Origin of the sequence: Alteromonas hispanica, from assembly GCF_010500915.1 — a bacterium.
Lineage (GTDB): Bacteria > Pseudomonadota > Gammaproteobacteria > Enterobacterales > Alteromonadaceae > Alteromonas > Alteromonas hispanica.
On sequence record NZ_JAAAWP010000010.1, the window covers coordinates 112,399 to 126,671 of the forward strand.

Genomic DNA, 14,273 nt, shown 5'->3' on the forward strand with positions numbered 1-14,273 from the left:
AGCGCTATGACATCTTTGCAAGGCCACCAATAGCCCGTATTCTAAGGAGAAGAGTCGATATGCTACTGCCAAAAACCACAGTCTTCATAAAATAAAAACAATCGACACCATAAGAAAAATTTGTAAGACAGACCTTACAGACTCAATTAGTATGCGCGCCCTAAACAGCTTGCGCATTTATCGCTCACATGTAACGGTAGTGTCAATTCGAAAGCTGAACTCTTTATTTTATCAAGGCTAATAAACCTATGCGCATTGCAATACTGTCAAGAAACCCGCGACTTTACTCTACTTCACGTCTTGTTGAGGCAGGAAAAGCTAGAGGTCATGAAGTGGATGTTATCGATACCATGCACTGTTACATGGATATCACCAGCGCAAGACCCTCTGTTCGATATAAAGGTAAAAAGCTTCCCTACTACGACGCCGTTATTCCACGCATTGGTGCGTCGGTAAGCTTTTACGGCACCTCAGTAGTGCGTCAATTTGAAATGATGGGCACATACAGTGTTAATGAATCAGTGGCAATCAGCCGCTCTCGTGACAAGCTACGCTCTCTTCAATTGCTTTCTCGTAAAGGGGTTGGAATGCCACGAACAGGTTTTGCCCATCATCCAGATAAAATAGATGATGTGATAAAAACCGTGGGAGGAGCGCCTGTTGTTATTAAGTTACTTGAGGGTACGCAGGGTATAGGCGTGGTTTTGGCAGAAACTCACAATGCCGCTGAATCTATAATTGAAGCTTTTATGGGGCTTAACGCCAGCATTCTGGTTCAAGAATTTATAAAAGAAGCCGGAGGAAGTGATATTCGCTGCCTGGTGGTAGGCGGAAAAGTTGTCGCGGCAATGAAACGTCAGGCTGCAGCGGGCGAGTTTCGCTCTAATTTACACCGTGGCGGACAAGCTAGCCTAGTGAGATTGAGCCCAGCTGAACGTAAAACAGCAATAGATGCAGCAAAAACCATGGGGTTAAATTGTTGCGGCGTAGATATTTTGCGTTCTAACAATGGCCCCGTTGTTATGGAAGTTAACTCTTCTCCTGGATTAGAGGGCATAGAAAAAGCCACCAATAAAGATGTAGCAGCTATGATTATTGAGTTTATTGAAAAAAGCGCTGAGCCACACAAAACAAAAACTCGTGGTAAAGGTTAATACATAGCAACGTTCATCGTTAATGAAGGCTGAAATGCCATTTGTGAAGGAAAAACCTTAGTGGTAAGTAATGTTTTGACGATTGGGGGGCACGATATCGCCCCAGGAGAAACCAAGAAAATAGACTTGGAAATGCCGCCGTTATACACGGCTACCAATATGAGTATTCCAGTCTATGTAAAAAGAGGCAAACGCCCAGGGCCGGTTATGTTCGTTAGCGCTGCCGTTCACGGTGACGAGCTAAACGGCATAGAGATTGTTGGGCGTTTGATACGCTCGAAGGCAATTGAGAAATTGCGCGGAACCCTTATCGCAGTGCCTATGGTGAACGTCTATGGCGTATTAAATCAGTCACGTTACTTGCCTGATAGAAGAGACTTAAACCGCAGCTTTCCCGGAAGCAAAAAAGGCTCATTAGCGGGAAGGCTCGCAAATCTTTTTTTTAACGAGGTAGTGAGCAAGTGTGACGTTGGAATAGACCTTCACACCGGTGCAATACACCGAAGCAACCTGCCGCAAATTCGCGCAGATTTAGACGACGCAGACGTGCTTGAGATGGCAAAAGCCTTTGGCGTTCCCGTGTTACTTAACGCTGAAATTCGCGAAGGCTCGCTAAGAGAGGCCGCAAGCACAAGTGGCGTTAAGATTTTGCTTTATGAGGCAGGCCAAGCACTTCGCTACGATGAGTTTTCTATCAGGGCCGGCGTGAAAGGTATTATCAATACCATGAGACACCTTGGTATGCTGAATAAAAGTCGCAGTAAAGGCCACAGTATAAATCGGTTTATTGCTCAACAAAGCGGCTGGGTGCGTGCAGCTGAAAGCGGTTTTGTAACCCATCTTGCACAATTAGGCGACCATGTTGTAAAAGGGGATAAACTTGCGGCTATTGCCGACCCTTTTGGCAACATTATCGGCAGCATTATTAGCCCGACCGAGGGTGTCGTAATAGGCAAGCAAAACATACCTCTCACGCAAGAGGGAGAGGCAATTTATCACATAGCGTATTTTTCACAGCCTAATGAAGTAGCAGAACACGTTGAACTTTACCAAGACAATTTATTACCTACAGACGAGCCACTTGTTGAGTAAAAAAAATGAAAAATAAAAAACTTATTGGTGCAGTTGAAGTGTGCGATTTGCCTCAACTTGCTATTTCCGAGCTGAATGTTCGCGTAGATACAGGAGCAGCCACTTCCTCTCTTCATGTCGACAATATAGAAGAGTTTACTCGTGATGAAACGCTGTGGATCCGCTTTGACATTCACCCTGATATTTACAATGTCGACACGGTAGTAAGAAGAGAAGCAGAAGTATTTGGCAAAAAAAAGGTAAAAAGTTCCACCGCAACCCGAGAAAAGCGCTATGTTATATTAACAGATATCATCATGGATGGGTTTCAATGGAGAATCCAACTGACGTTAACAGACCGCTCAGAGATGACCTACTCCATGCTTTTAGGCCGTGAGGGCATGTCGGGGCATTTCATTGTCGACCCAGAGTATGACTATCTTCTCACAGGTAAAGACTAACTTTTGAAATGAGTAAATGGGTATGCGATTGCCAGGAAAGGCACTTATTGTTTTTTCGCTCTTATCTTTTATCACTGCACTTTCAGATGTTTCTGCTCGCCAGAACTCAGATGAGAGCGACATACCACGAGTTCACACCCAAGTAAGGCTGCCCAACATTCATCCCGGCCGGGACGCCATTTACAGCTATGCAAAGCAGTTGCTTTTTAACGCCTTAACGGTGACTGAAAAAGAATACGGCACTTTTGAGTTTATTATTAGCGAACAAGAGAGCCCTCAACAGCGCCAATTAAGAAGCTTGGAACACGACATGCTCGATGTCACTTGGAGCGTTACCTCTAAGGACAGAGAGGCCTACTTTCAGCCTATTCGTATTCCCATTATGGCAGGTCTTTACGGCAAGAGAGTGCTGTTGATTGCCGGTGACGATACACGCTTTTCGAAGAACATCGACATAGACACATTACGCAATTTTAGAGCTGCACTGGGCTATGATTGGCCCGATACAGATATTTTTCGTCATGCACAAATACCGGTACTTGAAACTAACTATCGTGCTTCGTTTAAAATGGTCGCCGATGGCTTCGCCGACATGTTTCCGCGCAGCGTGATGGAAGTGAAAGAAGAGATGAGCAACCTTGAACTCAGTCGAGGCTTGCAATTAGAAAACAACCTCGTTATTGCTTATCCAAGCCCTGTGTTTTTTTTCGTTCGTAGTGATAATCAACTCTTGGCCAAACGCATCACCGATGGTTTACTGCAGCTAATAGAAACCGGTAGTTTTCAGCAGCTATTATTGAGCCAAGAAGGTTACCAGGAAAGCCTTGCCTTAATGGAGGGACGCACCACAATTAATATCGATAACCCGCTTTTAAATGAAGAAAGTAGAATGGCGTTAGAAACTTTTGTGCCTCGCCTTACAAGGATGAAAAATACGCCAGAGCAAGTATCACCAGATGAGCAAGACTCGAAACAGACTAAAAAAGAGCTATAACCTAAGCAATGCTACAGCCTGCCTTTCCCTATCTCAATCAAGCGGTAACCTTTTAAAGTCGGGCTTTTGATTTAGTGAGGCTGCTCCAATGCTGGCTGACTTAACGAGACGGCGGCTCTAATTCTAGCTGAGACGCGATAAGTACGGCTTGTGTGCGGTTGTTAATACCCAGCTTTTTGAATATGGCGGTAACATGCGCCTTTACCGTTGCCTCAGCAATATCTAAGTTATAGCCTATTTGCTTGTTTAGTAACCCATCTCTCATGTAGCACAACACTTTGTATTGAGAGGGCGTTAAAGAAGCCACTTTATCAGCCAGTTCTGAAAACGCTTCATCAACATCATCAACACTGTCGCTTAATCCCTCGGGCAACCATATATCGCCATCGAGTATTGCCTCAACGGCGTTGCCAATGTCTTGGGCGCTGGCAGTTTTCGGAATAAAGCCAGATGCTCCAACACCAATGATTTTTGAAATCAACGAGGTGTCTTCTGTACCTGATACCACAGCAACGGGAATATCTGGGTAAAGCTTGCGTATATGAAGAAGCCCGAACAGATCGTTACTGCCGGGCATGTGTAAATCGAGTAATAACAGGTCGATATCTTCTTGATTAAGCATATCGACCGTTGACGTTAAGTCGCCTGCCTCTTTGAGTGTTAAAGAGGGCAGCGACAACGATAAGGCGCCTCTTAATGCATCGCGATACAGCGGGTGATCATCTGCGATTAAAAGCGTTACCATTGTCATTTTCCTTGATTATCTATTAAGTCGCTCCTCTATGAGTGTATCAACAACAGACGGATCCGCCAATGTTGATGTATCACCGAGTTGCTCGTGTTCATTAGCCGCTATTTTACGTAATATACGACGCATTATTTTGCCTGAACGTGTTTTAGGAAGCCCAGTAGACCATTGAATAATATCAGGCGTTGCAATGGGGCTTAACTCTTGACGTACCCAAGCTTTGAGCTCTTTAGTCAGTGCCTCATCTACCTCTACACCCTCATTAGGACTTACGTAAACATAAATGCCCTGACCTTTGATGTCATGAGGATAGCCAACCACCGCCGCTTCGGCAACTTTACTATGGGCCACCAGCGCACTCTCAATCTCGGCGGTGCCTAAACGGTGCCCAGAAACATTAAGCACGTCGTCCACACGGCCTGTTATCCAGTAGCAACCGTCCTCATCGCGTCGTGCACCATCACCTGTGAAATACACACCGGTATACGCACTAAAATAGGTATTGATAAAGCGCTGGTGATCGCCATAAACGGTTCTGGCCTGGCTTGGCCAGCTGTCTTTAATGACTAGGTTACCTTCTGCGGCACCCTCAAGCTCGTTTCCGTCGGCATCAAACAATGCAGGCGCTACGCCAAAGAAAGGACGCGTTGCAGAGCCCGGCTTAAGTTCTGTTGCCCCCGGTAGCGGCATGATCATATGTCCGCCGGTTTCCGTTTGCCACCAAGTATCAATAATTGGGCAACGGTTTTGTCCTATCACGCGGTGGTACCACTCCCATGCCTCTGGGTTTATCGGCTCACCAACCGTGCCTAACAGGCGAAGCGACGATAGGTCACAGCCTTCGGCTGGTGTATCGCCATGTGCCATTAATGCACGTATTGCCGTAGGCGCAGTGTACAGGCTGTTCACCTTATATTTTTCTACCACTTGGGCTATACGCTTAACGTCTGGGTAGGTAGGTACACCTTCAAAGAATACTTGCGACGCCGCGTTAATCATAGGCCCATAAACCATGTAGCTATGACCGGTTATCCAGCCCACATCTGCAGTACACCAATAAATATCGTCTTCTTTGTAGTCAAAGGCGTATTTGAATGTCATGGCTGAGTACAGCAAGTAGCCACCTGTCGTATGCACTACCCCTTTTGGCGTGCCAGTAGAGCCTGATGTATACAGTATGAAAAGAGGATCTTCAGCATTCATCACTTCCGGTTCGCATTGTGCTGAACAACTATCGATGACCTCATGCCACCACACATCGAGAGCACTATTCCACTCAACATCACCGCCGGTTAGCTTATGAACGATAACATTAGTAATAGATGGACAGGCACCATTTGCCAACGCTTTATCTACGTTCGCTTTAAGCGGAATACTGCGCCCTGCTCTGCGTCCTTCATCGGCGGTAATCACAACTTTAGCCGCGCTATCATTAATGCGATCCGCAATAGCGTTAGGCGAGAAGCCGCCGAAGATAACCGAGTGGACTGCGCCAATGCGAGCACAAGCTAACATAGCGTATGCGGCTTCAGGCACCATAGGCATGTAAATCGCTACACGATCGCCTTTCTCAACGCCCATTCCTTTTAGTGCGTTAGCCAGTTTACATACCTCGTAATGCACCTGTTGATAAGTTACGTCAAGGCTGTCTTCGGGTGAATCCCCCTCCCAATGAAAAGCCACTTTTGTTGCATTCTTTTCTAGGTGTCTATCGATACAGTTGTAGCTGGCATTCAATGAGCCGTCTTCAAACCATTTGATAGACACATCATTTTTACCGAAAGCGGTATTCTTAATTTTGGTTGGCGCCTCGTACCACTCCAGTAGTGCAGCATGCTCCGCCCAAAATGATTCTGGATCGTCTATCGACTTCTTGTACATGTCATCATACTGAGCGGCAGTAAGATGCGTAGATTGAAGGATATTTTCAGGTACAGGGTAAGTCTTGCTGGCAGTCATAGATTGCCTCCATTATTTATAATGTTAAATTCTCGATTTCGTTGAAATACTCTAGCCATTAATGAGTAAAGAAAAATGAGACATTGGTCTTACTGGTAGTTGTTATCGAAGAATCATCCACAAAAAACCTTATAGCTCAACGCTTAAGGCTGTTTCTTACTTAAATCTGCCTGTCTCAATACGAATTACATATTAAGACAGTCACGAATTACATATTAAGACAGTCACAATAATCTTTTAGAGTGCCTGTCTTTAAAAGTGCCAATTCAATTCTATCGAGACAGTCATAATTTCAGACAGCAAGACTACTATTAAGACAGTCACATCAAGGGCCGCTATTAAGACAGTCACATTAACGTTTAAAATAATGTTTAAAAATGCCTGTCTTTTTAAGCATTCCCTAAAAGTACACCCACCATTGCGTTACACAATGGCGGGCTAATTTAGCGTATTTTCTCGCTCAGGCATTAAAATTTAAAGACAACACCTGCACGGCCTACTACCGTTGAGAAGTCCTCAAAATCGCCGCCGTATTCGGTATTGAAATGAGTAAATTGCACAAACCCAGTCAAACCGTCCATTAACTTGTGGCCATAGTTTATATAGGCTGTAGTGTTTTCATTTAGGTCTGTTAGTGACAAGCGGTTACGGTCGCTAGAGTCTACAGAAGCACTGGCGTAACCTACCTTGATAGTAGAATCTGTATTCACTTTCCAAGTAAGGTATGTGAAGAAGCCGCTTTCACCAAAGCTTTCGCGAACTTCACCTGCACCGTTCAAGCCCGATGAAGGAGCAACACCAAGAGCGTTTTGATTATTCAGCGCATCACCTGTGTAATATTCAGCATTTATGCTGACTGCACCGAAGTTTAGCGTGGTATAAACTTTCATTAGCGTGGCATCTTGGTTTTCACCGGCAGTAAACCCAGCTTCGTCTTCAAAGTTAAGCTCTGCAAAATGACCTGCTGCACCAATTTTATGACCAGAAAAGCTGTAATTCACATCCAAAGCCAAACCAGGCATGCGGCCAAGTTCGTTAGCATTAATACCACCTGCGGTGGCGTTTCTGCCCTTTCCTGTTAATGCGCCGGTTACCATTAAACCGTCGTTTTTATAGGTTGCCCCTACTTCTACTGCTAAGAACCCTGAGTTACCTGCGCGGTAGGCATTACCAATCCAGTTGTAGCTACCACTCGACTTAATACCAGCTGCGGTACTCCATTTCTGCCCACCGAAGAAAGTCCAGTTTTCATCCATATCGTAGTAAAGCGTTGCTAGGCGGAGACGAGGCTCTTGCGCCTGAATTGCAGTTTGATTGGTAAACCCATCCTCACCATCAATAAAATCAAACTCCAGTACCGATCTTATTTTTTCATGATTCATATTTAATGAGAATCGTGATTGAGCAGCTTGGAAAGATGTTGACTCTGACTCCAAGAAGTTTGTTTGCTGTTCCGTAGCTGGCGCACCACCGAAGATATCCGTTCTCAGCGCATGTGTGGGTGCCACTTGGCTGTAGGCACCGCCATAACTTGCTACGCCTTGGCTAGACGTAACCACTTCAGGTTTAATCATACCCTTGAAACTAAAATCAAAAGCGTAAACAGGACTATTTATCAAAATAAGTGCGCAAGACGCAGCTACACGATTAAGCATGTGGTTCTCCAAAATTATTCTTAGTGTTCACTATCATTTTTATCTTGATTACCCTGTGTTCGATGGTGAAAGCACAGAGATTATAAAATTGAGTTTGAATCATTCACCGAGTTAACTTTCGGTTAACATAAATTCAACAAAGCAATTGTGGGTTAAAAATAGGCAAAATACTCGACAAATCATAGCTGTTGCGACCAAAGTCTTATCACTCAAGTACCGAGAGCATTTACATTTTCAGCTGTAATTAGCTGGAAAATCGTTTGTTATTTCTATGCAGCACAGAATAGAAATAAAGAGTAACTATCTGATTTCGTTCAAAGTGTAAAACGACGGATTAAATGAAGAATAAACACACTCTGCATCGAGTAGGACGACTCGCTTTGCTATTTATTAGATCATATTGCGTTAGGCAAAAAGCAGAGTACTCGACCTTATTCGCGTTAAATTCACATAGAGGTGAAAATAATGCCAAGCGGAATAATGAAAAACAGGCCGCCCACATAAGCTGCGCCATAGAGCTTTTGTTCCGATGCAAGTACCGATAATTGATAGGACAAATTTATGGGAATATCCCGTAAAAAACGAATTCCGTAAATGAGAGTAACCCCTAATACATTATAAATGAGATGCACCAGCGCAATTTGCAATGCGAAACCACTGTTTACCCCTACTACACCTAGTGCAGCAATAAGTGCGGTAATGCAAGTTCCCACGTTCGCACCAAGAGTAAATGGATAAATATCTCGTGCTTTTAACACGCCAGCACCAACTAGAGGAACCATAAGCGAGGTAGTCGTTGATGACGATTGAACTAACACGGTGACAATAGCTCCCGACGCAATACCAGATAAGGGGCCCTGCCCTATGCTTTTATGCAATAACGCCTTCGCTTTTCCTACCATAAGCGACTTCATAATTTTGCCCATATAGGTAATAGACGCCACTATGAGTAGAATTCCGATAAAAATCTTCGCCACTCCCGGATACACAGAGGGCAAAAACTGTAGAGATTCAGAAACAAGCTCTGTTACTGGCTTTGTTACGGCTTTTATGGGATTAACGCCGCCTAAACCCATCGCTTCGCCGGTATGAATTAGTGCGACGAGCTGGCCGCTAAGAAACTCTAAAACCCCAAACGCCATTTCTAAAGGCAGGAATATAAGCACCGATAGAACATTGAAAAAGTCGTGTATAGTTGCTGCATTAAACGCGCGCTGAAACTCTTCTTTTTGCCTAACGTGCCCAAGGCTAACCAGGGTGTTAGTAATGCTGGTACCAATATTAGCTCCCATCATCATGGGTATGGCTATGGTAATAGGCAAACCACCCGCCACCATGCCCACAATAATTGAGGTAACTGTACTTGATGACTGAATAAGCGCAGTACTAACCATGCCAATAATGAGACCCATAATAGGGTTCGATGCAAAATTAAATAACTCGCGAGCTTGATCGCCGGTTGCATACTGAAAACCACTTCCAATCATACTTACTGCAAGCAACATAACGTATACAAGCAAAGTAAGTACTATCCAACGTAACCATTGCGGCTTATTTTCTAGTGGACGTTCATCGTGAATTGCAGACTCAAGTACGGTCATAAAAAATTACTTTTTTCACTATAAATAGAAAGATACGAATACTTCCATAGTATGACGTGCTTGTTACACATAAATGACGGCACATAGGTTCATTGGCTTATGAGTTTTTGCAAAGCATTGCTTTTGTAAGGGTGAGATTTAATGCATTAACGACAAAGCAAAGTATCGGCTCAACAATGCTTCAGGTATTACAGAATTTGAATTTAAAAGAGAGGAGCCAAAAGCCTATCGTTAGCAAACATTGAAATTAGTGCAGCTATTTTAGGGTTTGGATGAGACGTTAGATTAGGCGTTAGATTAAAAATTGAATCTGGGTTTATGGCAAAGTTCACGCCAGGGCAAGTAAAGTAAAAGCCAGAGCTTCTGGGCTCTGGCCTTGTAGGCTAACTTTATCTCCTGGCTCTTTGCCTTAACTCTATGTCCTATTTCGATATTCTCAAAACTAGACGATAAAAATTAAAAGCCCAGTGGATAAGATTTTAAAATGCCATGAATATCACTTAGAGTGTCTTTACTTAAAGTAAGGTCAAACGCAGCGATATTTTCCGATAGCTGATCTAATGTTGTAGCACCAATAATAGTGGAGGTAACTCCGGGTACCTGTCGGCACCATGCTAGTGCTAGTTGTGAAGGTGTAATACCTGCCTTTTCTGCCACCTGCATGTATTGTGCAGTAGCTGCCTGAGCTGGCGCTTGATCTCTAAACAGCCCCATGCGCTGCGCCAATGTCCAGCGTGAACCCTCTGGACGGGCTCCGTTTTGATACTTGCCGCTTAACATGCCAGTAGCCAGTGGCGACCAAGGTAAATAGGCAATATTTTCGCACTCACACATTTCGATTAAATAGGGCCAATCTTTTGCGTGCAATAAACTAAACTCGTTTTGAATAGACACTGGTAACGGCACGTTTTCTTGTTCACACAATCGTAAAAATGTGTGAATCCCCCAAGGAGTATCATCAGATAGTCCCCAATGACGAATTTTCCCTGCGTCTATAGCGGCTTTGATGCCGCGTAAAATATCTCGCATTCCCTCAATTTCTTTCTCGCGGTCAATGCGTGTAGGATCTGCGCCGTCTGGCCAGTGCTTGCCAAAATGTGGGGTAACTCTATTCGGCCAGTGTAGCTGGTAAACATCAATGTAATCGGTGTGCAGGCGTGTTAAAGAGTCCTCTAATGCGGTAGTTACCGCAGAACCTGTAATAGGAGTAGCTTCTCTAATGTATTTGAGTCCAGCCCCAGCGATTTTTGTCATTACGACAATATCGTCTCGTTTGTCTTGATTGCGAGCAATCCAGTTACCAATAATACGCTCTGTATCACCGTATGTTTGCTCATTAGGCGGTACCGGATACATTTCTGCGGTATCGATAAAATTAATACCTGCATCTAGCGCCATAGCCATCTGAGCATCCGCATCTTCTTGCGTATTTTGAATGCCCCAAGTCATAGTACCTAAGCAAATATCTGACACCTGCAAATCACTAGAACCCAAGCGATTGAAATTCATTACACTTACCTTATCTGAACAATGCTACGACAGCTAAATTTGATTAATTGCCGTGCGGTAGGGAAAACTCTCTTGTTAACTCAGCCTGAGGCATGAACACCCAGAATCCGATATCACAACATACTTATGTATTTTGCCCCTGTTTTTTTCGGGAGCGGTTTTTAGGTGTTGTGTTCGGCAGTTTTGCTAACACCACAAACGTTATACCGCAAAGTTAGCAAATGTGATCCTAAATGTCGCCAACCCCCTGTCCAAAAATAGAATTAATACGGTAGACATCACGCCACTTCAGCCTAAAAGCTTTTCAGACCATTTTTACGACGAATAAAGTCAAACTTCGTAGCCATACTTTCAAGAACAATACTTTCAAGAGCAATACTTTTTAGAGATAACGATACTAAAAACGCATAAGTAGGGTGAAACCCCTATGTCCGTTTAAAAAATAAAGGGCCAGTATCTAGGGGTACCTTGCTGCGATGGCATAACAATCTTGACGTCCCTTAAGAAATTGGCACTGAGTTATAACCGCAGCCCCTAAATACTTGGAGAAGATTATGAAGAAGTTCGCTTTATCTACCCTTACGGCTGCTATGCTTGCCAGTCCTGCTGCGTCTACTTTTGCCGATGCTTATATTGGCTCTCAGATGGCTGATAAACTTATTGCCCTTTCACCCACTGAACAAGTTATGGCAGTGGTTACATACGACCAAATGTCCCCTCTTGCAGAATCTCAAGTCACTCAGCTTCTCAACCTTGGGATCACACACGGTGTACAGTTTAAGAACTTACCTGTTATCGGTGTGCTGGCAACTAAGTCACAGATTGAGGCGATAAGCGACTTTGATGGCGTGCGCTCTGTTTTTGCAAATCGTGAAATGGAACTTTACAACGCAGACGCTCGTCAAATAACAGGCGTTGCAGATGTTCAAGGGGAAGATTTCGCAAATCGAAACGGCGTTGAATATACAGGCAAAGGCTCTACGGTCCTTGTTATTGATTCAGGTATTGATGCTGCCCACCAAGACCTCCCGTTTGGTAATAAGGTTGTTGAAAACGTTCAAGCAATCACTAGTGCAGGCGTTCTCTCTGTTGCCGGAATTCAAGGCCCTAAACTCTCAAATCAAATCAATACCGACCTTAACTCAGGCCATGGTACACATTGTGCGGCGACTATCGCAGGCTTGGGAACCATGTCTGATGGCGAACATGTAGGTGCAGCTCCTGACGCTGACCTCATCGGTTATGGATCTGGCGCAGCGGTGCTTTTACTCGATACCGTTGGCGGCTTTGACTACGCACTTAGCAACCAATATAACTTCGACAACCCAATTAAAGTTATTAGTAACTCGTGGGGTACAAGTGGCAAATACGAACCACTTGGACCAGTATCCCTTGCAACTTATGCTGCACATAAGGCCGGCATGATCTCTGTATTTGCAGCCGGAAATAGCGGCCCGGGTGAAGACTCGCATAACCCCTACGCACAAATTCCATGGGGCATTTCTGTCGGTGCCGGTGACAAATTCGGCAGGTTAGCAAACTTTTCTTCTCGCGGCCTTAAGAGTGAGTCGGGCGATTTCACCATGCCAGATGGGGCTGAGTGGACTTACAATAATGATGTGACGGTTGTAGCACCCGGTGTCGATATTATCTCGGCTCGCGCAGTATTAAACTTAGCAGCGAATGGCGGAGATGCCGATGTAGGCGTTATCCCTACAGAGCAGCTTCCGTTTTATACCATGATCTCAGGTACATCAATGGCGACACCTCACGTTGCCGGTATTATTGCACTCATGCTTGAAGCCAATCCGAACCTAGACAATCTTGCTATAAAACGCATATTGCAAGAAACAGCAACAAACATGCCTGGCTACGAGCGCTGGGAAGTGGGCTCAGGCTATGTAAACGCGCGTTCAGCAGTAGCCGCGGCTTTAAATTTCGATGATACGCATAAAGCCACTGTAAATAACCTAGAGGGCAAAACGTTCAAAGCCAACGCCTTGGTAACGCCAAGCGAAAGAACAGAAAATCTCGACGTGTTTTATTCGCCTGTGGGAACTCCGGAGGTAGCAACATTCGAAGTCGGCACCGATGAGGTGATTGTGAAAGCATCGGCAGACTCCTTTGCCAATCTTACAAAGCTAGTGCTAGTAGCGCCAGACGGTACTGAATACTTTGGCAATTTATCAACACCGGTACTAACAACGGCCATGCGCGTATCAGCACCCGCACAACCTGGCACATGGGGTGTTTATGTCTTTGGCTTAACCTCGCTTTCTGGCATTGAAGCTGACCCTTTAGGTTTAACCAATGGCCCAGGCCTTCCAGAAACCTTTAATGTAACGGTTTCATTTGAAGAAAGTGGTGGCTTTGACGGATTAGACGATGCAGTAGGTCACCCTCAACAAAATGCAATTGAGTTTGCGGTAAGCGAACGCCTTATGGATGGTTTAAATAGCCGAGGCTTTTTTCCCGATGCAAGACTTAAGCGCAAAGACTTCGCACGCTACGCTGTAATGGGCGGTGCGGTGAGACAATATCGCGACTTAGCCAACGAAGAGCAACCTGATTTTGGTAGATTACCGGGGTTCGACAAAGCATTTATAGAGTCAGCTATGGTAAATGGCGGTGCGCTTAAAGATAAATTACGCACACAAGGCCCTATTCTTCAAGACAAAAACGGTTCTGCCGACCCTTTTGGTTCTATGACAAAGCTCGATATGGCTTACGCAATGGTTCAAATGCTAGGGCTTGAGAGCGTTGCCAGAAGCTTTAATCCTGAGTCTGATATCGTTATCGACTATAAAGGTGAGCAGATTGTCTTGTCAGACCAAGACAGCATTCCTGCAAATATGAAAGGTTTTGTACAGCTAGCGCTTACGCTGTCATTCATCAATGTGCAATTTGACATTGAGCAAGGCCCTTTTGGTTTAAACCCGACAGTGAAAGCAAGCTTTAATCCAGATGAAACTATTACCCGCGCACATTATGCCGTTTTAGCGGGCCGTCTATTTACGCAATATTACCAGTAATATTAGTCATATAGACATGGTGCCATTATTCACAATTGATAATGGCACTTTTTTAGTTTATTTTTTAAACAGCACTGAAAGAGGCCATC

General features: G+C 44.5%; 10 protein-coding genes. 5 read left to right on the top strand and 5 right to left on the bottom strand.

Annotation, left to right across the window (positions count from 1 at the left end):
- Positions 1-248 precede the first annotated feature (248 nt).
- The 4 genes from rimK to GTW09_RS14755 are packed head-to-tail and all read left to right on the top strand — an operon-like array spanning position 249 to position 3,680.
- Positions 249-1,154 (top strand): 30S ribosomal protein S6--L-glutamate ligase, encoded by a 906-nt coding sequence (gene rimK / locus GTW09_RS14740; protein ID WP_071980665.1) that lies wholly within the window; start codon positions 249-251, stop codon positions 1,152-1,154.
- Positions 1,155-1,214: 60 nt separating this feature from the next.
- Complete coding sequence (locus GTW09_RS14745; protein ID WP_163112505.1) at positions 1,215-2,246, top strand: succinylglutamate desuccinylase/aspartoacylase domain-containing protein; 1,032 nt, start codon at positions 1,215-1,217, stop codon at positions 2,244-2,246.
- 5 nt (positions 2,247-2,251) lie between these two features.
- A complete protein-coding gene (locus tag GTW09_RS14750) occupies positions 2,252-2,686 on the top strand; it encodes an ATP-dependent zinc protease family protein (RefSeq protein ID WP_163112506.1) in 435 nt (144 codons plus the stop codon).
- A gap of 22 nt (positions 2,687-2,708) precedes the next feature.
- A complete protein-coding gene (locus tag GTW09_RS14755) occupies positions 2,709-3,680 on the top strand; it encodes a type 2 periplasmic-binding domain-containing protein (RefSeq protein ID WP_163112507.1) in 972 nt (323 codons plus the stop codon).
- Positions 3,681-3,780: 100 nt separating this feature from the next.
- Here GTW09_RS14755 and GTW09_RS14760 read toward each other — a convergent pair whose 3' ends face one another.
- The 5 genes from GTW09_RS14760 to GTW09_RS14780 form a co-directional block, all read right to left on the bottom strand.
- The gene (locus GTW09_RS14760) at positions 3,781-4,425 is read right to left on the bottom strand and encodes a response regulator transcription factor (protein WP_071980668.1); all 645 of its coding nucleotides are present in this window, start codon (positions 4,423-4,425) and stop codon (positions 3,781-3,783) included.
- Between the two features lie 15 nt (positions 4,426-4,440).
- Positions 4,441-6,387 carry an acetate--CoA ligase gene (gene acs, locus GTW09_RS14765; protein ID WP_163112508.1) on the bottom strand — a complete coding sequence of 649 codons (1,947 nt, stop codon included), beginning with the start codon at positions 6,385-6,387 and terminating at the stop codon, positions 4,441-4,443.
- 467 nt (positions 6,388-6,854) lie between these two features.
- Positions 6,855-8,042: a hypothetical protein gene (locus GTW09_RS14770; RefSeq protein ID WP_163112509.1), complete on the bottom strand. Its 1,188-nt coding sequence runs from the start codon at positions 8,040-8,042 to the stop codon at positions 6,855-6,857.
- 446 nt (positions 8,043-8,488) lie between these two features.
- Positions 8,489-9,643 (bottom strand): Na/Pi symporter, encoded by a 1,155-nt coding sequence (locus GTW09_RS14775; RefSeq protein ID WP_163112510.1) that lies wholly within the window; start codon positions 9,641-9,643, stop codon positions 8,489-8,491.
- Between the two features lie 456 nt (positions 9,644-10,099).
- Positions 10,100-11,152: an aldo/keto reductase gene (locus GTW09_RS14780; RefSeq protein WP_163112511.1), complete on the bottom strand. Its 1,053-nt coding sequence runs from the start codon at positions 11,150-11,152 to the stop codon at positions 10,100-10,102.
- A 554-nt stretch (positions 11,153-11,706) separates the two neighbouring features.
- Here GTW09_RS14780 and GTW09_RS14785 point away from each other — a divergent pair.
- On the top strand, positions 11,707-14,184 hold the full coding sequence (locus GTW09_RS14785; RefSeq protein ID WP_163112512.1) for a S8 family peptidase: 2,478 nt from the start codon (positions 11,707-11,709) through the stop codon (positions 14,182-14,184).
- Positions 14,185-14,273: the final 89 nt, after the last annotated feature.

Excerpts from the sequence above, each read along its gene's own strand:
- rimK (WP_071980665.1), top strand. The coding sequence starts at position 249 with ATGCGCATTGCAATACTGTCAAGAAACCCGCGACTTTACTCTACTTCA.
- GTW09_RS14750 (WP_163112506.1), top strand. The coding sequence starts at position 2,252 with ATGAAAAATAAAAAACTTATTGGTGCAGTTGAAGTGTGCGATTTGCCT.
- GTW09_RS14755 (WP_163112507.1), top strand. The coding sequence starts at position 2,709 with ATGCGATTGCCAGGAAAGGCACTTATTGTTTTTTCGCTCTTATCTTTT.
- GTW09_RS14760 (WP_071980668.1), bottom strand. The coding sequence starts at position 4,425 with ATGGTAACGCTTTTAATCGCAGATGATCACCCGCTGTATCGCGATGCA.
- acs (WP_163112508.1), bottom strand. The coding sequence starts at position 6,387 with ATGACTGCCAGCAAGACTTACCCTGTACCTGAAAATATCCTTCAATCT.
- GTW09_RS14770 (WP_163112509.1), bottom strand. The coding sequence starts at position 8,042 with ATGCTTAATCGTGTAGCTGCGTCTTGCGCACTTATTTTGATAAATAGT.
- GTW09_RS14775 (WP_163112510.1), bottom strand. The coding sequence starts at position 9,643 with ATGACCGTACTTGAGTCTGCAATTCACGATGAACGTCCACTAGAAAAT.
- GTW09_RS14780 (WP_163112511.1), bottom strand. The coding sequence starts at position 11,152 with ATGAATTTCAATCGCTTGGGTTCTAGTGATTTGCAGGTGTCAGATATT.
- GTW09_RS14785 (WP_163112512.1), top strand. The coding sequence starts at position 11,707 with ATGAAGAAGTTCGCTTTATCTACCCTTACGGCTGCTATGCTTGCCAGT.